Source organism: Saccharopolyspora sp. 6V (genome assembly GCF_020176785.1).
Lineage (GTDB): Bacteria > Actinomycetota > Actinomycetes > Mycobacteriales > Pseudonocardiaceae > Saccharopolyspora_C > Saccharopolyspora_C gregorii.
In genome coordinates this window covers 21,684-42,208 of sequence record NZ_JAIUKB010000011.1, presented here as the reverse complement: position 1 = coordinate 42,208, position 20,525 = coordinate 21,684, and the positions used below count along the sequence as shown (strand labels likewise).

20 protein-coding genes are annotated in these 20,525 nt (G+C 72.9%); 9 read left to right on the top strand and 11 right to left on the bottom strand.

Translation table 11 applies throughout. From position 1 onward, the window contains the following. Positions 1 to 19 precede the first annotated feature (19 nt). From LCD35_RS01805 to LCD35_RS01780, 6 genes are all read left to right on the top strand, one after another. On the top strand, positions 20 to 1,297 hold the full coding sequence (locus LCD35_RS01805; protein WP_225043615.1) for a neutral zinc metallopeptidase: 1,278 nt from the start codon (positions 20 to 22) through the stop codon (positions 1,295 to 1,297). A 471-nt stretch (positions 1,298 to 1,768) separates the two neighbouring features. Next, a complete protein-coding gene (locus LCD35_RS01800) occupies positions 1,769 to 2,359 on the top strand; it encodes a cysteine dioxygenase family protein (RefSeq protein WP_224966745.1) in 591 nt (196 codons plus the stop codon). Further along, positions 2,356 to 2,811: a rhodanese-like domain-containing protein gene (locus LCD35_RS01795; protein WP_224956434.1), complete on the top strand. Its 456-nt coding sequence runs from the start codon at positions 2,356 to 2,358 to the stop codon at positions 2,809 to 2,811. Before LCD35_RS01800 ends, LCD35_RS01795 begins: the two co-directional genes overlap by 4 nt. A 229-nt stretch (positions 2,812 to 3,040) precedes the next feature. Next, complete coding sequence (locus LCD35_RS01790; RefSeq protein ID WP_224956478.1) at positions 3,041 to 3,808, top strand: ABC transporter ATP-binding protein; 768 nt, start codon at positions 3,041 to 3,043, stop codon at positions 3,806 to 3,808. A 144-nt stretch (positions 3,809 to 3,952) separates the two neighbouring features. After that, positions 3,953 to 4,735, top strand: a complete 783-nt coding sequence (locus LCD35_RS01785) for an enoyl-CoA hydratase/isomerase family protein (protein ID WP_224956433.1) — start codon at positions 3,953 to 3,955, stop codon at positions 4,733 to 4,735. A 103-nt stretch (positions 4,736 to 4,838) separates the two neighbouring features. Continuing rightward, positions 4,839 to 6,017: a class I SAM-dependent methyltransferase gene (locus LCD35_RS01780; protein WP_224956432.1), complete on the top strand. Its 1,179-nt coding sequence runs from the start codon at positions 4,839 to 4,841 to the stop codon at positions 6,015 to 6,017. Here the strand turns inward: LCD35_RS01780 and LCD35_RS01775 are convergent, their stop codons facing one another. From LCD35_RS01775 to nucS, 10 genes are all read right to left on the bottom strand, one after another. Then, positions 6,018 to 6,767, bottom strand: a complete 750-nt coding sequence (locus tag LCD35_RS01775; RefSeq protein ID WP_224956431.1) for an alpha/beta hydrolase — start codon at positions 6,765 to 6,767, stop codon at positions 6,018 to 6,020. A 116-nt stretch (positions 6,768 to 6,883) separates the two neighbouring features. Beyond that, a complete protein-coding gene (locus tag LCD35_RS01770) occupies positions 6,884 to 7,198 on the bottom strand; it encodes a hypothetical protein (RefSeq protein ID WP_224956430.1) in 315 nt (104 codons plus the stop codon). 32 nt (positions 7,199 to 7,230) lie between these two features. Continuing rightward, a complete protein-coding gene (locus LCD35_RS01765; RefSeq protein WP_224956429.1) occupies positions 7,231 to 8,202 on the bottom strand; it encodes a DUF3558 family protein in 972 nt (323 codons plus the stop codon). 251 nt (positions 8,203 to 8,453) lie between these two features. Next, positions 8,454 to 9,125 carry a dihydroxyacetone kinase phosphoryl donor subunit DhaM gene (gene dhaM, locus LCD35_RS01760; protein WP_224956428.1) on the bottom strand — a complete coding sequence of 224 codons (672 nt, stop codon included), beginning with the start codon at positions 9,123 to 9,125 and terminating at the stop codon, positions 8,454 to 8,456. Beyond that, positions 9,125 to 9,754, bottom strand: coding sequence for a dihydroxyacetone kinase subunit DhaL (gene dhaL / locus LCD35_RS01755; protein ID WP_224956426.1), 630 nt, complete (start codon positions 9,752 to 9,754; stop codon positions 9,125 to 9,127). Before dhaL ends, dhaM begins: the two co-directional genes overlap by 1 nt. Positions 9,755 to 9,771: 17 nt before the next feature. Next, positions 9,772 to 10,767 (bottom strand): dihydroxyacetone kinase subunit DhaK, encoded by a 996-nt coding sequence (gene dhaK / locus LCD35_RS01750; protein WP_224956425.1) that lies wholly within the window; start codon positions 10,765 to 10,767, stop codon positions 9,772 to 9,774. A gap of 386 nt (positions 10,768 to 11,153) precedes the next feature. Continuing rightward, a complete protein-coding gene (locus LCD35_RS01745; RefSeq protein ID WP_225043614.1) occupies positions 11,154 to 12,668 on the bottom strand; it encodes an aldehyde dehydrogenase family protein in 1,515 nt (504 codons plus the stop codon). Positions 12,669 to 12,985: 317 nt separating this feature from the next. Further along, positions 12,986 to 13,252, bottom strand: coding sequence for a hypothetical protein (locus LCD35_RS01740; protein WP_224956423.1), 267 nt, complete (start codon positions 13,250 to 13,252; stop codon positions 12,986 to 12,988). 13 nt (positions 13,253 to 13,265) lie between these two features. After that, positions 13,266 to 14,948 carry a sodium:solute symporter family protein gene (locus LCD35_RS01735; RefSeq protein WP_224966743.1) on the bottom strand — a complete coding sequence of 561 codons (1,683 nt, stop codon included), beginning with the start codon at positions 14,946 to 14,948 and terminating at the stop codon, positions 13,266 to 13,268. A gap of 539 nt (positions 14,949 to 15,487) precedes the next feature. Further along, entirely contained in the window at positions 15,488 to 16,147 is a 660-nt protein-coding gene (gene nucS, locus LCD35_RS01730; protein WP_224956421.1) for an endonuclease NucS, read from the bottom strand. Between the two features lie 107 nt (positions 16,148 to 16,254). Between nucS and LCD35_RS01725 the strand changes: the two genes are divergently transcribed. From LCD35_RS01725 to LCD35_RS01715, 3 genes are all read left to right on the top strand, one after another. Continuing rightward, complete coding sequence (locus LCD35_RS01725; protein ID WP_224956420.1) at positions 16,255 to 17,643, top strand: amino acid permease; 1,389 nt, start codon at positions 16,255 to 16,257, stop codon at positions 17,641 to 17,643. A 103-nt stretch (positions 17,644 to 17,746) separates the two neighbouring features. Further along, on the top strand, positions 17,747 to 18,280 hold the full coding sequence (locus tag LCD35_RS01720; RefSeq protein WP_224956419.1) for an NUDIX hydrolase: 534 nt from the start codon (positions 17,747 to 17,749) through the stop codon (positions 18,278 to 18,280). A gap of 99 nt (positions 18,281 to 18,379) precedes the next feature. Beyond that, complete coding sequence (locus LCD35_RS01715) at positions 18,380 to 19,024, top strand: LysE family translocator (protein WP_224956417.1); 645 nt, start codon at positions 18,380 to 18,382, stop codon at positions 19,022 to 19,024. 109 nt (positions 19,025 to 19,133) lie between these two features. Here the strand turns inward: LCD35_RS01715 and murA are convergent, their stop codons facing one another. Then, entirely contained in the window at positions 19,134 to 20,390 is a 1,257-nt protein-coding gene (gene murA / locus LCD35_RS01710; RefSeq protein WP_224956415.1) for a UDP-N-acetylglucosamine 1-carboxyvinyltransferase, read from the bottom strand. Positions 20,391 to 20,525 lie beyond the last annotated feature (135 nt).

The window sequence follows — 20,525 nt, the reverse complement described above, 5'->3', positions numbered from 1 at the left end:
GTGGTGCGAAGCTGGCGGGGTGCGCATCTTCCCGTCCGCCGTGCTGGCCCTCGTCCTCGGGGTCGCGGGTTGCTCGCCCGCGGCACCGCAGCCGCAGCCCGCGCCCGCCGGGGAACCGGCGAACCGGGCGGTCGACCCGGGTTTCGTGCACGGCACCGACGGCGGCGACACCGACCGGCTCGCCGCCACCGTCCTCACCGACGTGCGGGACTTCTGGAGGGCGAACCTCCCGGCCGTGGCGGGCGAGGAGTGGCACGACCTCGACGGCGGCTACTTCTCGGTGGACACCTCGAACGGCACGGGGCGCCCGCCGCCGTGCTCGGGCACCGTCGCGAACCTGGAGGGCAACGCCTACTACTGCGCCTCGGTGGACGCCGTCGCCTGGGACCGCGCGGCGCTGCTGCCGGTGCTGCGGGAGCACTACGGGGACGCGGCGGTCGCCGTGGTCCTCGCCCACGAGATCGGGCACGCGGTGCAGCAGCGCACCGGGGTGGACGTGGGCGCGGGCGGCGACGCGGCGCGCACCGAAGCCGGGGCGGACTGCTACGCGGGTGCTTTCCTGCGCGCCGCCGCCGACGGGCGCACCGCGCACCTGCGGTTCTCGCCGCAGGACCTGGACGGGGCGTTGCACGCGCTGATCGTGTTCCGCGACCCGATCGGCACCGACGCCGCCGCCGGGGACGCGCACGGCACCTCCTTCGACCGGATCTCCGCGTTCCAGGACGGCTACCGGGACGGGCCCGGCGGCTGCGCCGACCCCGACGTCGAACGCGCCCCCACCGGCGACGGGCCCGACGGTCCCAACGCTCCCCTGGACGCCGCGGTCGCGCGGGCGGAGACGACGACCCGCGCGTTCTTCGGCGCCAGGGTCGCCGCCGCCGGGCGCGGCTGGACGCCGCCCGCGGTGCGCGCCGGGGACTGCCCCGGCGACCCGGTCGGCCTCTGCGCCGACCGCGGGATCGTCGGCTACGATCCGCCACGGCTCGACGAGCTGCACCGCGACATCGGCGACCAGGCCACCGCGACGCTGCTCGCCTCCCGGTACGCGCTCGCCGCGCTGGAACCGCTGGGACTGCCGACGACCGGTCCGGCCGCGGGGACCGCGATCAGCTGCCTCACCGGGGCCTACACCGCCGCCGAGCGGGTGTCCGCGGGCGATCTGGACGAGGCCGTCGAATCGCTGCTGGTCACCGACGCCGCGTCCCGCGACGCAGGCGGCGGGCAGGAGCTCACCGGTGCGCGGCGCGTCGAGGCCTTCCGCGACGGGCTGCTGCACGGCCCGGACCGCTGCGGCTGACCGCCGGGCCGCCGGCACGACCGGGGACCGGGGTCGGAGGCACCGGCGGACCGGGACAACCGGATCGGCCGCACCGGACTCGGGGACACCGGGATCGGGACACCGGGATCGCGGGCGCCGGATCGGCGGCCCGGACCGATCGCAGCGGGTGATCACCGCGGTCGCACCCGCACCCCCGGCCCGGCGCCCACATCGTGGGAGGCACCGGCCGGGGTATGGCCGAGAAACCCGGTGACGTGCCACGATCCGTCCGTGCCGGATTCGTTGCTGACTCGTGATCGCGTGATCGACCTGTTCCTGGTCGTCACCTCGGCCTGTCACTGACCGCAACTCCCCGTGGACCCGCTCGGGTCGACGGCGCGGCACCACCTGATCCCCGGACCCGCCCGCCCTGCCGCGGACGCATGCGGTCCGGCCCCGCCGATCGGCCCGTTCCCGATTCAGCTCTCGAACGAAGGAACGGAAACACCCATGTCCGCACCCACGCACATCTCGCAGTACACCCCCACCGAGGAGATCCCCGAACTCGGTGCGTTCGAGCTGCACCCCGCCCTCGACCTGCCGCTGCTGCGGGACTGGATCCGGCCCGACCACGACCTGTGGACGCCGAAGGAGCTGCGCGACCTCACCACGCTGGCCATCACCGAGCTGACCGGCTCGCTGCTGGACCTCGTCGAGGTGCACGACGAGGAACGCTGGTGGGCGCGGCTCGGCCTCACCGCGGGCGTCGAGCTGTGGCTGCTGTCCTGGGCGCCCGGCCAGGGAACCCACCCGCACGACCACGGCGGCGCCTCCGGCTCGTTCGCCGTGCTGTTCGGCGAAGTCCGCGAGGACTACCGCTACCCGTCCGGCCCGATCCGCACCGCGCAGCACGGCACCGGCGCCTCCATCGGCTTCGGCGCGGGCCGCGCCCACCAGGTGCGCAACACCGGTTCGGTGAACGCGGCCAGCGTGCACGCCTACTCGCCGCCGCTGCTGCCGGTGCGGCACTACGCCGACCTGGCCGACGTGCCGCCCGTCGCGCCGCAGCCGGCGGGCCCGATCCGGAAGGCAACCCGATGAGCGAGGTCACCGTGCCCCAGCAACGCGTCCACCCGGAGGACACCCCCGGATTCGGCCCGTACGGCATCGACCACCTGCTCGGCGACGCCCGCGACGAACTCGACCGGGTCGACCCGCAGCGGGCGGCGGAGCTCCAGCGCGACGGCGCCCTGCTGATCGACATCCGCCCGCAGGCGAACCGGCTCTCCGAAGGCGAGATCCCCGGCGCCCTGACCGTGGAGCGGATCGTCCTGGAGTGGCGGCTGGACCCGTCCAGCCCGCACCGGCTCGACGGCCTGCGCGTCGACCAGCCGGTCATCCTGGTCTGCAACGAGGGCTACGCGTCCAGCCTCGCCGCCGCGCAGGCCCGCGACCTCGGCCTCGGCCGGGCGACCGACCTGGTCGGCGGGTTCCGGGCGTGGGCCGCGGCCGGGCTGCCCGTCGTCGAAGGCGGCCACGCCCCCGTCGGCTGAGCACCCAGGTGAACGGACCGTTCGTCCGGTCCGGTTGGACGAACGGTCCGTTCCCGCGCGTCCACCGCCCCCTCGGGTCGGCCCCGGCGCAAGCCCGTGGTGCGGGACCGGAAGAATGAGCACCGGAGGGGACCCGCCGGTGATCGCAGGCGGTCCGAACGCGCCCGGAACCGTGCGCAGAGCGGCCGGAAACGGCTGGGAGGTGGACGTGGACGACCTGGTCATCCGGATGGACGGTGTCGGAGTCCGGCGCGGCGGGAACGCGCTGCTGTCCGACGTGAACTGGTCGGTGGAGATCGACGAGCGCTGGGTGGTGCTCGGCCCGAACGGCGCGGGCAAGACCACGCTGCTCAAGCTGGCCGCCGCCGAACTGCACCCGTCGGACGGCACCGTGGACGTGCTCGGCGAACGCATGGGCCGCGTCAACGTCTTCGAGCTGCGCCCGCGCATCGGCCTGACCTCGGCGGCGCTCGGCTCCCGCGTGCCCGGGGACGAACTCGTGCGCGACGTGGTCGTCAGCGCCGGGTACTCGGTACTCGGGCGGTGGCGCGAGGAGTACGACGACATGGACACCGACCGGGCCGGGGAGCTGCTGGAGCTGCTCGGCGTGGCGCACCTGGCGGACCGCTCCTTCGGCACGCTGTCCGAAGGGGAGCGCAAGCGCACCCTGATCTCCCGCGCGCTGATGACCGACCCGGAGCTGCTGCTGCTGGACGAACCGGCCGCCGGGCTGGACCTCGGCGGCCGCGAGGACCTGGTGGCACGGCTGTCCGCGCTCGCCCTCGACCCGGACGCGCCGGCATCGGTGCTGGTCACCCACCACGTCGAGGAGATCCCGCCCGGGTTCACCCACGGGCTGCTGCTGCGCGACGGCGCGATCGTCGCGCAGGGACTGCTGGACGACGTGCTCACCGAGGACAACCTGTCGAAGACCTTCGACCAGGACCTGGAGCTGCAGCGCAGCGGCGACCGCTTCTTCGCCCGCAGGCGCGCCTGACCGCACCCGCGAACCGGGCCCCGCTCCCCAGCCGGAGCGGGGCCCGTCGCGTCCCGGACCCGACGTGAGATCAGCGCCACTGACGGTGCCCGCCGCTCGGGATAGCCTGCGGGCAAGCAGCGGTTTCGACGAGGAGGTTGCGGCGTGGGCGAGTTCGTCAGGCTCGAAGTGGAAGGCGCCATCGGCACGATCCGGCTGGACCGGCCGCCGATGAACGCGCTGAACCAGCAGATCGAGCAGGAGCTGAAGGCCGTGGCCGCCGAGGCCGCCGCGCACCCCGACGTGCGCGCGGTGATCGTCTACGGCGGCGAGAAGGTCCTCGCCGCGGGCGCCGACATCAAGGAGATGGCCGGCATGTCCTACGCGGACATGGCGGGCAAGGAAGCCGACGGGCTGTCCGCGGCGATGAGCGCCGTCGCCGCCATCCCGAAGCCGACCGTCGCCGCCATCACCGGCTACGCCCTCGGCGGCGGGTTCGAGCTGGCGCTGAGCTGCGACCGCCGCATCGCCGGAGAGGGCGCGAAGGTCGGCCAGCCGGAGATCCTGCTCGGCGTCATCCCCGGCGCGGGCGGCACCCAGCGGCTCGCCCGCCTCGTCGGCCCCAGCAAGGCGAAGGACATCATCTTCTCCGGCCGGTTCGTGAAGGCCCCCGAGGCGCTGGAACTCGGCCTCGTCGACGAGGTCGTCCCCGGTGACGAGGTGTACGCGGCCGCGCGGAAGTGGGCCGAGCAGTTCGCGAACGGACCGGTGCACGCGCTCGCCGCCGCGAAGGCCGCCATCGACGGCGGACTCGACGTGGACCTGGCCAGCGGGCTGAAGCTGGAGACGCAGATCTTCGCCGGGCTGTTCGCCACCGAGGACCAGAAGATCGGCATGCGCTCGTTCGTCGAGAACGGGCCCGGCAAGGCCGAGTTCACCGGCCGCTGACCGGCACTCCCGCGGACGCCCCGCTCGCCCCCCCCGGCGGGCGGGGCGTTCGCGCGGACTAGAGTGCTGCGCGTCCGAGCAGCGCGTGGCAGGGAGACCCGGAGTGGCGTACGCCTTCGACCTGGACGACGTGGCGTTCCTGCGCTCCCCCGCCGGGACCGAGGCCGTCGCCGCGCTGTCCGGGCGGCCGCTGACCGCGGACACCCGCCTCGCCGACGTCGCCGCCGCCCGCGCCACCGCGGGCCCGCGGTTCGCCGCCGCCGCGCTGGAGACCGCGGTGCTGCGCGGCAAGGCCGCGGCGAAGCTCGACGGCACCGCGGACTGGTTGTTCACCGGCGACGCGCTGCAGCAGGCCACCGCGGCCGCCGTCGCCCGGCACCGCGCGCGCCGCCTCGCCGGGCGGGACGTGCACGACGTGACCTGCTCGATCGGCGCCGATCTCCGGGAGATCGCCCGCGTCGCCCGGCGCTGCCTCGGCTCGGACCTCGACGAGGTGCGGCTCGCCATGGCCCGGCACAACCTCGCCGCCGACGGCGCCACCGCCGCGTTCGCCCGCGCCGACGCGCTGCGGCCCACCAGCACCGGCACCGCGATCACCGCGGACCCGGCGCGCCGCGACGGCAGCGGGCGCCGCCGCTGGAACCCCGCCGACCTGGTACCGCCGCTCGACGAGCTCCTCGACGTCTACACCGGACGCGACCTCGTCGTGAAGTGCGCGCCCGGCCTGGACTTCGACGCCATCCCCGCGCACGCCGAAGTGGAGGTCGTGTCGCTGGCCGGGCAGGTGCGGGAGGCCGCGGTGTGGCTCGGCGGGCTCGCCGACCCCGAAGTGCGCCGCCGCGCCACGGTGCTGCGCGCCGACGGCACCCGCGACGAGCTCACCGACCGCGAACCCGACGACTGCCCCACCCGCGACGCCGGGCAGTGGCTGGTCGACCCGGACGGAGCGGTGGTGCGCGCCGGGCTGGTGCGGCACTACGCGGCGCGGCACGGGCTGGGGCAGCTCGACCCGCGCATCGCCTACCTCACCGGCGACGCGCCGCCGCCCGGCATCCGCGCCTTCCGGGTCCTCGACCACGGCAAGTACTCCGAGAAGGCGCTGCGGGCGCTGCTGCGCGCGCACGACGTGGGGCGGCTGGAGATCATGACCCGCGGGGTGGACGTCGACCCGGACGCGCTGCGGCGCAGGCTCAAACCGCGCGGCGCCGGCGAAGCCACCGCGGTCCTCACCCGCGTCGGCAGCACCCCGCGCGCCTACCTGTGCCGGGCCGAACGCACCTGATCACTGCCCGACGATGGTGACCTGGCGGGTCTCGTGCGGGCCGTCCCAGGTGCGCGGCAACGGCGTCGTGACCTCCGGCGCGACGACGTCCACGATCGCGTCCAGCGCGGCCTCCGCCTTGCCGACCCACAGGTGCTTGGTGTCGCCGAAGCCGTGCACCCGGGCCTGCGGGATCGCCGCGAACCGTTCCCGCGCCTCCGCCGGGCGCAGGTAGTCGTCGAACTCCGGAACCAGCGCGTGCACCGGCTTCCCGGACTCGCCCCAGGCCCGCAGGTGCTCCTCGGTGCTCCAGCGCAGCGGCGGCGAGATCAGCACCGCGCCGCGCACCAGCGGATCCAGCCCGTGCACCAAGGTCAGGTCGGTGCCGAACGACCAACCGACCAGCCACACGTTCGGCAGGTCGTGGAACTCGGCGTACTCCAGGGCGGCGGCCACGTCGAACCGCTCCGCGCCGCCCGAGTCGAACTCGCCCTCGCTGCGCCCCGCCTCGCTGGCCGTACCGCGCGTGTTGAACCGCAGCACCGCCAGATCGGCGAGCGCGGGCAGCCGGAACGCGGCCTTGCGGAACAGGTGCGAATCCATCATGCCGCCGTGCGTCGGCAGCGGGTGCAGGCACACCAGGGTGGCCCGCGGCGCGCCGGTCTCCGGCAGCGACAGCTCACCGATCAACCGCAGCTCGTCCGCGGTGTGCAGGGTGATCTGCTCCCGCTTCGCGGGCAGCACGGTGTTGGCGCGGATCTCGGTGCTCATCCCCGCGATCCTCCCACGCGAGCACGCACCGATCGTTGTGAGCTTCCCGGCAACCGGGCCCGCCAGTACCGGCCGCAGCGGTGCGGTCGCCGAGGCACCGCCCCGCGCGAACCGGCTCAGGACCACCGGCGCGTCGGGCCGCGCCGGGCGCGGGCCTGCCAGCAGGAGCTGTGCCAATGCCTCCGGTCCGCCACGTCCCCCTGCTCGTCGGCGGGCCACGCCACCACGTGCCCGACACCGGGCCGCACCTCGTGGTCGCAGCCCGGGCAGCGGTAGGTCTTGGTGGCCTGCGCGGCGGGCACCGTGCGCACCACCCACTCGCCGTCGGGACCCTCTTCGACCCTGGACCAGCCGAAACCGGCGCCCAACGGGCGCGGGGACTTCCCCGGCTGGCCTCCGGCGGGACGTTGTTGGCGGTTGCGGCGCGGCACGCCCCACACCGTAACCGCCCGCGCCGCCGCCCCTAGCGCGGTGGCAGCCCGGGCCAGGCGCGCTCCGCGAGGCCCCTCGCGAACTCGCACGCGTCCAGGCCGGTCCCGTCCGGGTAGGCGACGACGAGCATCGCCACCTCCACCTGGCCGTCGCCGGCCGGGCCGAACGGCAGGTGCCCGGTCTCCGCCGAGCACAGCGGGGTCGCCGGATCACCACCGACGACGCTGGTCACGGTGCGCCGGCCCGCGATCTGCTCCTCGACCGCCGTGCCGTGCAGCACCGCAGGCGGGTCACCGGCCGTGTGCACCAGCCGGACCCGCGGCGCGGACGCGTCGTCCGGCCCCCACTGGCACTGGTGGCCGCCCGGCGCGGCCACCGGCTCGGCGTTCTCCAGGCCCGGGACCTGCCGCACCACGTCGGTGGACAGCACCCGGCACGGATCCAGCACGGCCAGCGAGTTCGCGGGGAAGTTCCGGTGCGACACCCGGTGTTCCCGGATGGCGGCGGCGACCTGTTCGGCACCCGCCTGCGCCATCCCGCACAGCTCGACACCCGGACCACCGGCCAGCTGGTCGGCGCTCACCAGCACCGACCGGTCGCCGAGCAGCACCCGCCGGGTGCAGTGGCCCGGCAGCGGCGCCTCCTGCGCGATGCGCGGCTCGGCCTCGCCCACCACCGGATCCGACTGGCCGGGGTCTTCCGGCGCGAGTTCGCCGACCTTCACCTGCGCGAGGGCACCGCCGTCCGCGCGCACCCGCAGCAGGCAGTAGTCCAACGAGACGGTGCCCGCGTCGCGCACCTCGCCGAAGCGCGCCAGCGCGGCATCGTCGACCAGCGAACACGGGTCGACCGTGCGGGGATCGCCGAGGGCCGCCGCCCGATCGGCGGACTCGCGGTCCGGCGCGGGTTCGGGGAGCTGCTGCGCGACACCGCTGCACCCTGCGGCCAACAGCAGCGATAGCAGCAGCACCGGCAGGCCTCGGAAGCGGGGGCGCGACGGCATCGACTCACCCTAACCGCCCGGCGACCCGCTCCCGCGACGATGGGGGCGGGCCGCGCGGAACTCCCGGTCGCCGCGCCTCGACTCGTCGCACGGTCCCCGGACGGCAGGACGTCCGCGGCCGTCCGGTGGACCGCTTTCCGGGCGCGGGCGCGGATTTCCGGCCCGAGCTGCGAGGTCCCGGGCGGCGGTCCTCCGGGCGAAGCTGCCGATCCCCGAGCCGGGCGGGGCCGTGATCTCCCGGGCAGGCCCGGTCACTCGCCGAAGTTGCCCTCCACCAACTCCAGCACGCGCCGCACCGCCTCCCCGGCGTCGGCGCCGCTGGCGACGAGAGTCACCCGGTCGCCCTTGCGGGCACCGAGCCCCATCAGCCCCAGCACGCTCGCCGCATCGGCCTCCGCGTCGCCGAGCCGCACCCGCACGTCCGCCTGCAACCCGGCGAGGCTGCGGGCCAGCAACGCCGCCGGGCGGGCGTGCAACCCGACCTCGTTGCGCAGCTCCAGCTCCTCGGTGATCGTCTCCCCGGCCGGAGCGGCCTGCTCGATGTCCGACCCGACCCCGGCGGCGACCGCGGCGCGCGCCACCGCGTCCAGGTCCTTGCCGCCCTGCGCCTCCACGGCCGCGGCCACCGCGCCCTCCACCAACGGGGCGTCCGCGACGATGGCCCGCGTCGGGTCGCCCAGCGTCTCCACCGCCAGCTCCGCCGTCATCTGCGCGCTGCCCAGGTCGTAGAGCAGCACCACCCCGGAACCCGAGTCGGCGTCCGAGAGCGCCGCGGACACCTTGTCGAAGTCGGTGCCGAGAGCACCCCCGGCCAACCCGCCCGCGGGCAGCACCACCACGTCCGGCGCCATCTGCGCGGCCAGCTCCGCCACCCCCGCGGCGAGCCGCTCGCTGTGCGACACGACGACCAGTCCGACACCCATCACGACCTCGATTCGGCGAACGCGGACAACAGCAGCGCGGTCGAACGGGCGCCCGGGTCGACGTGCCCCGCGCTGCGCTCCCCCAGGTAGGACGCCCGGCCCTTGCGGGCGACGAGCGGTTCGGTGGACTCCGCACCCGTGCGCGCGGCGGCCGCGGCCACCGCCAGCACCCGGTCCGGGCCCGCGCCCTCCGCGGCGGCGGCCGTCGCCGCGTCCACCGCCGGGACCAGCGCGTCCACCATCGTCTTGTCCCCCGGCTCGGCCCTGCCGCGGGCCACCACGCCCTCCAACCCGGACTGCAGGGCCGCCGCGACCGCCATGCCGTCCAGCTCGGTCGCGTCCCCCACCGCGGACGCCGCCCGCAGGAACGCCGTGCCGTACAGCGGACCGGACGCCCCGCCGACCGTGGAGATCAACGTGGTGGCGACCTGCTTGAGCACCGCGCCCGGCGTCTCCGGCGCCGCCGTGTCCAGCTTCGAAGCGACCGCGCGGAACCCGCGGTCCATGTTCTCGCCGTGGTCCGCGTCGCCGATCACCCGGTCCAGCTCCACCAGCTCGTCCCGGTGATCGCCCACCACCGCCGCGCCCGCCCGCAGCGCGGCGATCACGTCCTGTGCCGTGCAACCCATCAGTTCACCCGTCCTCGTCACCAGTGCAGTGCGGCCGTGCGCACCGGGTCGTCCCACAGCTCGGTGAGCTCGTCGTCCAGCTTCAGCAACGTCAGGCTCATGCCCTGCATGTCCAGGCTCGTCGTGTACGGGCCGACCAGCCTGCGGCGCACCCGCACGCCCCGCTCCGCCAACAGCCGCTCCGCGACGCCGTGCGCCAGGTACAGCTCGATCAGCGGCGTCGCGCCCATCGAATTCGTGAACAGCAGGACCTCGTCGCCCGCCTCGAACGGCAGGTCCGCCAAGATCGGCTCCAGCAGCCTCGCGACCAGGCCGTCCGCGTCCTCCATCGGGATGCGTTCCCGGCCAGGCTCCCCGTGGATGCCGATGCCGATCTCCACCTCGTCGTCGCCGAGCGTGAAGCTCGGGGAGCCCGCGTGCGGAACGGTCGGCCCGGTCAGCGCCACGCCCATCGACCGCACCCAGCCCACCACGCGCCGGGCGATCGCCTCGCAACCCGCCAGGTCCACGCCGCGCTCCACCGCCGCGCCGACGATCTTCTCCACCAGGACGGTGCCGCCCACGCCGCGGCGGCCCGCGGTGTGCGTGGAGTCCTTCACCGCCACGTCGTCGTCGACGATCACCGCGCGGACGTCGGTGCCCTCCAGGCCCGCCAGCTCCGCCGCCGTCTCGAAGTTCAGCACGTCACCCGTGTAGTTCTTCACCAGCAGCAGCGCACCCGCGCCCGCCTCGGTCTCGGCGATCGCCGCCTGCACCGCGTCCGGCGTCGGCGAGGTGAACACCGCGCCCGGCACCGCCGCCGTGAGCATGCCCCGCCCCACGAAACCGCCGTGCAGCGGCTCGTGGCCCGAACCGCCACCCGAGATCAACGCCACCCGGCCCGCCAGCGGCGCGTCGGCGCGCACGATCAACGCCGGATCGGTGCGCACCCGCAGCAGCTCCGGGTGCGCGGCGGCCATGCCGCGCAGCGCGTCGCCGACCACCGCGGCCGGATCGTTGATGATCTTCTTCACCGTTGCTCTCCTCGCCGCCGGATCGCGACCGCGGCGCCGCCTGCTCGACGACCGGTCTCGCTGGAACGTTCGGGCGCACCGACCACACGCGCCCGGAGCGACCGCCTCCGCACAATCCTCACCCCCACCGGGGCCGCGCGGCACCTCTCGGCCCGCCGCGACGCGCATTCGATCACTCCGAGCGGGCAGGTTACGCGGCGCGACGCACCAGCACACCGAGCACCGCCGGTGCGAGGAAGGGAGCCTTCCTGTCACGGGTGCGAGGAAGGGAACCTTTCTGTCACCAGCACGGCCAAGGGAACCTTCCTGTCACCGGCGCGAGGAAGGGAACCTTCCGGTCACCGCACGCGGGGCGCGGTGACCGGAAGGCCCTCGTGCTCAGCCCGTCAGAGCCCGCGGGTGAGGCGGATCAGCCGAACGACCGCGCGCACCGTGCCCTTCGAGCGGGCGAAGCTCATCGGGTTCAGCGGGATGCGGAACTTGGTGCGGGTCATCGACTGCGGGCGGGCGAACTCGCGCAGCCCGTCCTCGCCGTGGATGCGCCCGAACCCGGAGTCGCCGACGCCGCCGAAGGGCAGCGCGGGAACCGCGGCGAACGCGATGACCGAGTTGACCGCGACCATCCCGGCCCGCAGCTTCCGCCCCAGCTCCACCCCGCGGGACCGCGAGAACACGGTGCCGCCGAGGCCGTAGTTCCCCTGGTTGGCGCGCTCGACGCCTTCGTCCGCGTCGCGCACGCGTTCCACGACGAGGGTCGGGCCGAAGGTCTCGTCGACCGCCGCCGCCGAGCCGGCCGGGACGTCGACGAGCACCACCGGTTCCACGAACGGGGGCCGCACCGAGTCCTTGCCACCGACGACGGCCCGCGCGCCCCCGTCGAGTGCTTCGTCGACGTGCCTGCGGATGACCTCGACCTGGGAGGGCATGGTGATCGGCCCCAGGTCGGCGCCCGGCTCACCGCCGGGCCGCAGCTTCTTGGCGCGTTCGGCGACGAGTTCGAGGAACCGGTCCGCGACGGCCTCCACCACGAACACCCGCTCCACGCCGATGCAGGTCTGCCCGGCGTTGGACATGCCGCCCCAGACGGCGGCTTCCGCGGCGGCCTTGAGGTCGGCGTCGGAGTCGACGATGAGCGCGTCCTTGCCACCGCACTCGACCAGCACCGGGGTCAACGTCTCCGAGCAGGCCGCCATCACGCGCTTGCCGGTGGCCGTGGAGCCGGTGAACGCCACCTTGTCGACGCCGGACGCGCACAGCGCGGCACCGGTCTCGCCGAATCCGGTGGTGAGGGCCAGCACGGGGTGCTCCGGTACGACCTCGGCGAAGCTGTCCACCAACCAGCGACCGACGCCGGGGGTGAGTTCGCTGGGCTTGAACACCACCGAGTTGCCCGCCGCGAGCGCGTAGGCGATCGATCCCATCGGAGTGAACGCCGGGTAGTTCCACGGGCCGATCACGCCGACGACCCCGAACGGCACGTACTCGACGGTGGCGGCCTGGTTGGCCATCAGCACGCCGGACCCCACCTTGCGCCTGCGCAGCACCTTCTCGGCCTTGTTCGCCGCCCAGTGCAGGTGGTCGATCACCAGGACCAGTTCGAGCCGGGCGTCGTCGAGCGGTTTGCCGGTCTCCGAACAGATCACCCCGGCCAGCTCGTCGATGCCGCGCACCAGCAGGGCGCGCCACTGGTCCAGTCGTTTCTTGCGCTCCGCGAAGCCGAGCTCCGCCCACCACCGCCCGGCGACCCGGGCGGATTCGACGATCTCGTTGACCTCGGTGGCGTCGTGCAGCGGGTACCGGCCCACGACTTCGCCGGTACGCGGGTCGAGCGAGTCGAACGTGGTCTGCGCTGAGCTCGCTGCGGCCATCGGCTCGGCCTCGCCGCTGGCGGTCCGGGTCATGTGCTGCCTCCCACCGTGTCAATGGTCGTTGTGAATCGGCAGCCTACGGAAATCCCGCGCTCAGCGGCAGGTTCTGCGAACTAATGCCGGGTTCGCATGTGAACGGCGCGAAGTCCTCGCCCGCCCGCGCGGCCGCGGCAGCGGGCTCCCGGGTTCGCGGCGCACCGCCGTCGGACCGCACCTCGGTCGGCGCGGCGGCGGTCGCGCGTCCCGGGCCCGGACGTGCGAACGCGGCGCCGCCGACCAGGCCGAAGCCGTGGTCGACGACGCCGCGCGGACGGGCCGTTCCGCCCGGTGACCGGGCGGGAAGGTCCCGGTCAGTGTTCGGTCGCGGTGTCCTCGGAGACGTCCGCGGGCACCACGATGGGCCGCAACCGGACCCACAGGGCGAACAGGACGGCGAAGACGAGCATGCCGACGCCGCTCCACAGGTTGATGTTCATGCCCGCGGCCTTCGCCACGTCCTCGGAGCTCGCGGTGGCCCCGAGCACGGTGAGCACCAAGCCGTACAGGAAGAACAGCACGGCGATGATCAGCCGGATGTCGAAGGCGCCCGCGGTGCGCTTGCTTGTCTCAGTAGCCATGGGGTTCCTCCGGTCAGCCGAAGACGATGTTGAGCACGATGGTGATCACCAGGACGATGCCCGCCATCAAGCCGGGCTTGCGGTACCAGCCCGCGTCCTCACCCGAGTTCGAGGCCTGGAGCTTGGTCCGCGGCGTGAGCGAGTACACCAGACCGACCAGCTCGGCTTCGGGCTTCGGCCGGGTCACCACGCTCACCAGCACGCTGACCACGATGTCGACGACGAACGCGGCACCGGCACCGACGAAGCTGGCGCCCTGGCCCGGCAGGTCCAGCACCCCGGCCTCGGAGAGGCCGAACACCGCGACCGCGGAGACGGTACCCAGCACCAGGCCGAGCCAGCCCGCGGTCGGGGTCATCCGCTTCCAGAACATGCCCAGGATGAACGTGGCGAACAGCGGCGCGTTGAAGAACGAGAACAGCTGCTGCAGGTAGTCCATCAGGTTGGAGTAACCGGAGGCGATGAACGCGGTGCCGACGGCGATCACGGTGGCACCGACGGTGACCCAGCGACCCATCTTCAGGTAGTACTGGTCCGGCCGGTCCTTGGCGATGTACGCCTGCCAGATGTCGTAGGTGAAGACCGTGTTGAACGAGCTCAGGTTCGCCGCCATGCCGGCCATGAACGAGGCGAGCAGACCGGCCAGCGCCACGCCGAGGATGCCGTTGGGCAGCAGGTCGCGCATCAGCAGCAGGATCGCGTCGTTGTAGTCCACGCTGCCGGTCTCGGTCGCCTTGTAGGCGACGAGTTCCTGCACCGCGACGCCGGCGATCATGCCGGGGATGATGACGATGAACGGGATCAGCAGCTTGGGGAAGGCACCGATGATCGGGGTGCGCTGGGCCGCGGACATGCTCTTGGAGGCCATGGCGCGCTGCACCTCGACGAAGTTCGTCGTCCAGTAGCCGAAGGCCAGCACGAAGCCGAGGCCGAACACGATGCCCAGCACGCTCAGGAAGCTGTTGGTGAAGCCGGTGAGCTCGGTGCCCGGCCACGCCGAGAGCTGCTCGGCCCCGCCCGGGCTGGCGCTGATCTTCTCGACCAGGCCGTCCCAGCCACCGACCTTGTGCAGGCCGACCAGCGTCAGCGGCAGCAGTGCCGCGACGATCACGAAGAACTGCAGCACCTCGTTGTAGATCGCCGCCGACAGCCCGCCGAGCGCGGTGTAGGTGAGCACGATCGCGGCGGCCACCAGCACGGAGACCCACAGCGGCCAGCCCAGCAGCACGTTCACGATACTCGCCAGCAGGTACAGGTTGACGCCCGCGATGAGCACCTGGGCGACGGCGAAGCTGATGCCGTTGACCAGGTGGGCGGGCTTGCCGAACCGGCGCAGCATGAACTCGGGAACGCTGCGGACCTTCGAGCCGTAGTAGAACGGCATCATCACGATGCCGAGGAACAGCATCGCCGGGACCGCACCGACCCAGAAGTAGTGCATGGTCGGCATGCCGTACTCGGCGCCGTTCGCCGACATGCCGATGATCTCGATCGCGCCCAGGTTGGCGGCGATGAAGGCCAACCCCGTCACCCACGCCGGCAGCGCGCGCCCGGACAGGAAGAAGTCCAAGCTCGTGGAGACCGAGCGCCGGGCGAGATAGCCGATTCCGAGCACGAACGCGAAGTACAGCGCGAGCAGCACGTAGTCGACCGCACTGGCATCGAGCCGCAACTCTTCTTGGGCTAGCACGTCCACGGCTACCCCACCTCCAGACCCAACAAAGTCCAACGATAATCACCACCCGATCGGCGGCAGACGGACACTACCGCACAGTGGGACCACTCACACTGGACCGATACCAATTCGTTGAGCGTCACCTTTCGGAGGTATCGACACTCCCCCGAGCAGCGGAAACATCACGGACAGTCAGCCGCAGCAGCGGCACCGGAAACCCACCACGAACCGACGCCGAACCAACGCGGACGGTGAATCCACCACGCCGCACCGGACCAGTCCACAGGAGAAAACGGAAATCAACCCGAGCCGCCGGAGGCGCACCGAGCCGGTTCGCGCACCGGCGGAGCGCCGGGGCGGGCGGTGCGCGCAGGTGGGCCGCCGAACCCGGCCGGCCACGCCGAACACCGGCCGTCGACACGGCCGGCAGGACGAGGAGCAGGAGCGGAGGCGCGGAGCGCTAGGCTGATCATGCCTCCAGTGTTCCGCGCCCCACCGCGGAAATCATCACTCAGCGGAGTGAACACACGTTCGAAAGTCGGGTTTCACCCGGTGGCGGATCAGAACAGCCGGAACTCGTCCGGCTCGATCCCGCGCAGCTGGTCGTAGTCCAAGGTCACGCACCGGATGCCGCGGTCCTCGGCCAGCGTCCGCGCCTGCGGCTTGATCTGCTGCGCGGCGAACACGCCCGTCACCGGGGACAGCAGCGGATCCCGGTTCAACAGCTCCAGGTAGCGGGTCAGCTGCTCCACCCCGTCGATCTCGCCGCGGCGCTTGATCTCGACCGCGACGCTGGAACCGTCCGAATCCCGGCACATCAGGTCCACCGGACCGATCGCCGTCGGGAACTCGCGGCGCACCAGCGACCACCCGTCGCCGAGCGTCGTGACGTGCTCGGCCAGCAGTTGCTGCAGGTGCGCCTCGACGCCGTCCTTGACCAGGCCCGGTTCCGGGCCGAGCTCGTGCTTGGAGTCGTGCAGCACCTCTTCGAGGCTGATCACCAGCTTCTCGCCGGCCTTGTTCTGCACCGTCCACACGCCGGGATCCTCGATGAGCCAGCACGGCGGGCTCATCCAGTTCAACGGCTTGTAGGCGCGGTCGTCGGAGTGCACCGAGACCGAACCGTCCGCCTTCACCAGCAGCAGGCGCTGCGCCATGGGCAGGTGCGCGGTGAGGCGGCCGACGTAATCGACCTTGCAGCGAGCGATGACAAGACGCACCCGGCACAGGGTACGGGCGACGATCACGATGTCGAGCACCCATGCCGGTTCAGGGCAGGCGAACCTTCGAAAGATCACCAGTCGCACCGGGTCTACCGTGCGTTCCCGTGTCGTACGCCCAGCTGTTCACCCGAGTCAAACCGGTCGAGCGCCTCGCCGACGACGGCTCGCACACCGCGCTGCACCGCACGCTCGGACTCGTGCCGCTCATCGCGCTGTCCGTCGGCGCGACCCTCGGCACCGGCATCTTCGTGGTGCTCGCCGAAGCCGCGCCCGCCGCGGGCCCGGCCGTCGTCGTGTCGTTCGTGCTGGCCGGTCTCGCCGCGCTCTGCTCCGCGCTGTCCTACGCCGAACTGGCGGGCAGCGTGCCCGTCTCCGGATCGGCCTACTCCTACGCCTACGCCACGCTCGGTGAACTCGTCGCCTGGATCTGCGGCTGGTGCCTGCTGCTGGAGTACGGCGTCTCGGTGGCCGCGGTCGCCGTCGGCTGGGGCGGCTACCTCAACGAGTTCCTGCGCGGCACCATCGGGCTCACCCTGCCCGACGCGCTGTCCGCGCCACCCGGTGAAGGCGGCGTGGTCAACGTGCCCGCCGTCATCGTGGTGCTGCTGGCCACCGCCGTGCTGATGATGGGCGTGCGGGAGAGCGCCGCCGTCACCACCGCCACCACGCTGCTGAAGATCGGCGTGCTGGTGTTCTTCGTCTGCGTGGCGCTGACCGCGTTCCGCTCGGACAACCTCACCCCGTTCGCGCCCGCCGGCATCGCCGGGATCTCCGCCGGGGCGTCCGCGGTGTTCTTCTCGTTCATCGGCTTCGACGCCGCCTCCACCGCGGGCGAGGAAGCGCGCAATCCGAAGCGGGACCTGCCGCGGGCCATCATGATCTCGCTCGCGATCGTCACCCTCGTCTACGTCGTGGTCGCGTTCGCCGCCGTCGGCGCCGTCGGCACCGACGTGCTCGGCGGGTCGGACGCCTCGCTGGCCACCGCGCTGGAGATCGTCACCGGCCAGGGCTGGCCCGCGGTGCTGCTCGCCTTCGGCGCCGTCGTCGCCATCGCCTCCGTGGTGCTCACCGTGCTGTACGGGCAGACGCGGATCCTGGTGTCGATGTCCCGGGACGGGTTGATGCCCGCCAAGCTGTCCGCGGTCAACCGCCGGGCCGTGCCCGCGCACAACACCATGATCGTCGGACTGCTGGTGGCCGCCCTCGCCGCCGTGGTGCCGCTGAGCAGCCTCGCCGACGCCACCAGCATCGGGACGCTCGTCGCGTTCGGCGTCGTCAACATCGGCGTCATCGTGCTGCGCCGGCGCAAACCCGACCTGGAGCGGTCCTTCCGCACCCCGCTGATGCCGTGGGTGCCGCTGCTCGGGGTCGCGCTGTGCGCCTACCTGATCCTCGGATTGGACCGGGTGACCTGGCTCGTCTTCGCGATCTGGATGGTGGCGGGGCTCGCCGTGTACCTCGGGTACGGGCTGCGGCGGTCCAAGCTCAACTGAGCCCGGGTCGACGGGAAGGGAACCTTCCGCGCAGCCATGACCGGAAGGTTCCCTTCCGCACACCGCGCGACCGGCGCGCGGCGGGGCGGTGGACGATGGTCGGATGCGCATGACGAGCAGCCGCGAGGTGTACGCCAACGCGTGGATGACCGTCCGGGAGGACGGCATCCGCCGCCCCGACGGGTCCGACGGCATTTACGGCGTGGTGGACAAACCGGACTACGCGTTGATCATCCCGCTGGACGGCGACCGGATTCACCTGGTCGAGCAGTTCCGCTACCCGCTCGGGCAACGCCGCTGGGAGTTCCCGCAGGGCACCGCGCCCGACCGCGCCGAAGTCGAGACCGCCGAACTCGCCGCCCGCGAACTGCGCGAGGAAACGGGCCTGCGCGCCGAGCGGCTCACCGAGCTGGGACGCCTGGACGTGGCGCCGGGCATGTCCAGCCAGCGCGGTCGCGCATACCTGGCGACCGGGCTCACCGCGGGCGAGCACGAACGGGAACCGGAGGAGCAGGACATGCGGGCGGCGTGGTTCGAACGCGCCGAGTTCGAGCGGATGATCCGCGGCGGCGCGGTCACCGACGCCCAATCCGTGGCCGCCTACCAACTGCTCTGCTTGCACGAACGGGGGGTTTGACCGGTATCGCACCGGTCCCGGTCACGCGCGGCTGTGGCGCCCGTCGCGGGCGCCCGGAATCACGTGACGGAACCCGCCCCGGCTCCTTATCCTGCGCTGGTGCCAGCTCAACTCGTGCCCTTCGTGCTGTTCGTGATCGTGGTGACCCTCGCCCCCGGGCCGGACATGGCGCTCGGGCTGCGCAACAGCATCCGCGGCGGCTCGACCGGGATGTGGTGGACCGGGCTCGGCTGCTGCGCCGGCCTGCTGGTGCACGCGGCGATCTCGGTGGCGGGGCTCTCCGCGCTGCTGGCGGCCTCCGCCGTCGCCTACACGGCGCTCAAGCTCGGCGGCGCCGCCTACCTGGTGTGGCTCGGCGCGACGACGCTGTGGAAGAGCATCCGGAACCGGCACGAGGCGCCCGCGGCGGCGCTGCCGGAACCGCGGCCGGTCGCCGGGGGGCTGACGCGGCGCGCGGCGTTCCGGCAGGGCCTGGTGAGCAACGTGCTCAACCCGAAGATCATCCTGCTGTTCCTGACGCTGCTGCCGCAGTTCATCTCGCCCGGCGAACCGCGCGCGCTCACCTCGATGATCCTCACCGTGGCGTTCCTGGCCGTGGCGCTGGTGTACTGGCGGCTGGCGTCCTGGCTGGTCGGCGGCCTGCGCGAACTACTCAGCCGCCGGAAGGTGAAGCTCGCGCTGGAACGCGCCACCGGCACCGTGATGATCGCCCTAGGCCTCCGGGTGGCCTTCGAGAGCGGCTGATGCAGACTCCACTTCGGCCACGTGGTGCTCGGGTGGCGGAACCTCAGCGGCGGCCGAACCGCGGAGCCGTCGGGAGCTGCTGAGCCGCGAGGAGTCCGCCGCCGGTCGGTCAGTCCGTGACGCGCTCGATGTAGGCACCCAGGCTGCGCAGGTTCTCCACGAAGTTCGGATAACCCCGGTCGATGTGGAACACGTCCCACACCTCGGTCACGCCGTCCGCGCACAACCCGGCCAGCACCAGGCCGACCCCGGCGCGGATGTCCGACGCCCACACCGGGGCGCTGGAGAGCCGCTCCAACCCGCGCACCACCGCGTGGTGCCCGTCGGTGCGCGCGTCCGCGCCCATCCGCACCAGTTCCTCGATGAACCGGAAGCGGGACTCGAACAGGTTCTCCGTGATCATCGACGTGCCGTCGGCCACCGCCGACAGCGCCAGCGCCATCGGCTGCAGGTCCGTCGCGAACCCCGGGTACGGCAGCGTCACGTAGTCCACGGCCAGCGGGCGGCGGTCCGCGACCACGCGGAACTCCTCATCGCCCACCACGACCTCGGCGCCCGCGCTGCGCAGCTTCTCCAGCACCAGGTTCACGTGGTGCGGGTCCACCCCGCGCACCTTGATGTCTCCCTGGGTGGCCACCGCGGCGAACGCCCAGGTGGCGCCGACGATGCGGTCGCCGATGACGCGGTGCTCCACCGCCTTCAGCGAGGTCACCCCGTGCACGGTGAGCGTCGAGGTGCCCGCGCCCTCGATCTTCGCGCCCATCTGCTGGAGCATCACGCACAGGTCGACGATCTCCGGCTCCCGCGCCGCGTTGTCGATCATCGTGGTGCCTTCGGCGAGGACCGCGGCCATCAGGATGTTCTCCGTGGCGCCCACGCTCGGGAAGTCCAGCCAGATCTGGGCGCCGCGCAGGTTCTCCGCCTCCGCCACCACCGCGCCGTGCTCGATGTGGCTGGTCGCGCCGAGCTGCCGCAGCCCGCTCTGGTGCATGTCCAGCGGACGCGAACCGATCGCGTCGCCGCCCGGCAACGTCACCACGGCCTTGCGGCACCGCGCCACCAGCGGGCCCAGCACGCACACCGAGGCGCGCAGCTTGCCCATCGACGGCGACACCGCCTCGTGGCTGATCTCCGCGGGCGTCGTGATGTACGCGGTGCGGCCCTCGATGGCGACCTCGCAGCCCAGGCTGCGCAGCACGTCGCCCATCAGCGGGACGTCCAGGATCTCCGGGCAGTTGGTGATCGTCGTCGTGCCCTCGGCCAGCAACGCGGCCGCCATCAGCTTCAGCACGCTGTTCTTCGCGCCGACCACATCGACTTCGCCGACGAGGCGCGCCCCGCCGTGCACGCGGAAGTGCTCACTCACGAACAGCAGGTTACGGGCCGGGCGCCGCCCCGTCCGTGGCGGGTGCGCCGGGCCGCGGCCGGGCGATGAAGGGAACCTTCCTGCCACCGGTGACCGGAAGGTTCCCTTCATCCCACGATCAACCGGCGCGCAGCA

Coding starts and splice junctions, on each gene's coding strand:
- LCD35_RS01790 (WP_224956478.1), top strand. CDS start 3,041: ATGGACGGTGTCGGAGTCCGGCGCGGCGGGAACGCGCTGCTGTCCGAC.
- dhaM (WP_224956428.1), bottom strand. CDS start 9,125: ATGGGTGTCGGACTGGTCGTCGTGTCGCACAGCGAGCGGCTCGCCGCG.
- LCD35_RS01720 (WP_224956419.1), top strand. CDS start 17,747: ATGCGCATGACGAGCAGCCGCGAGGTGTACGCCAACGCGTGGATGACC.
- LCD35_RS01775 (WP_224956431.1), bottom strand. CDS start 6,767: ATGAGCACCGAGATCCGCGCCAACACCGTGCTGCCCGCGAAGCGGGAG.
- LCD35_RS01745 (WP_225043614.1), bottom strand. CDS start 12,668: ATGACCCGGACCGCCAGCGGCGAGGCCGAGCCGATGGCCGCAGCGAGC.
- LCD35_RS01795 (WP_224956434.1), top strand. CDS start 2,356: ATGAGCGAGGTCACCGTGCCCCAGCAACGCGTCCACCCGGAGGACACC.
- dhaL (WP_224956426.1), bottom strand. CDS start 9,754: ATGGGTTGCACGGCACAGGACGTGATCGCCGCGCTGCGGGCGGGCGCG.
- LCD35_RS01765 (WP_224956429.1), bottom strand. CDS start 8,202: ATGCCGTCGCGCCCCCGCTTCCGAGGCCTGCCGGTGCTGCTGCTATCG.
- LCD35_RS01800 (WP_224966745.1), top strand. CDS start 1,769: ATGTCCGCACCCACGCACATCTCGCAGTACACCCCCACCGAGGAGATC.
- LCD35_RS01740 (WP_224956423.1), bottom strand. CDS start 13,252: ATGGCTACTGAGACAAGCAAGCGCACCGCGGGCGCCTTCGACATCCGG.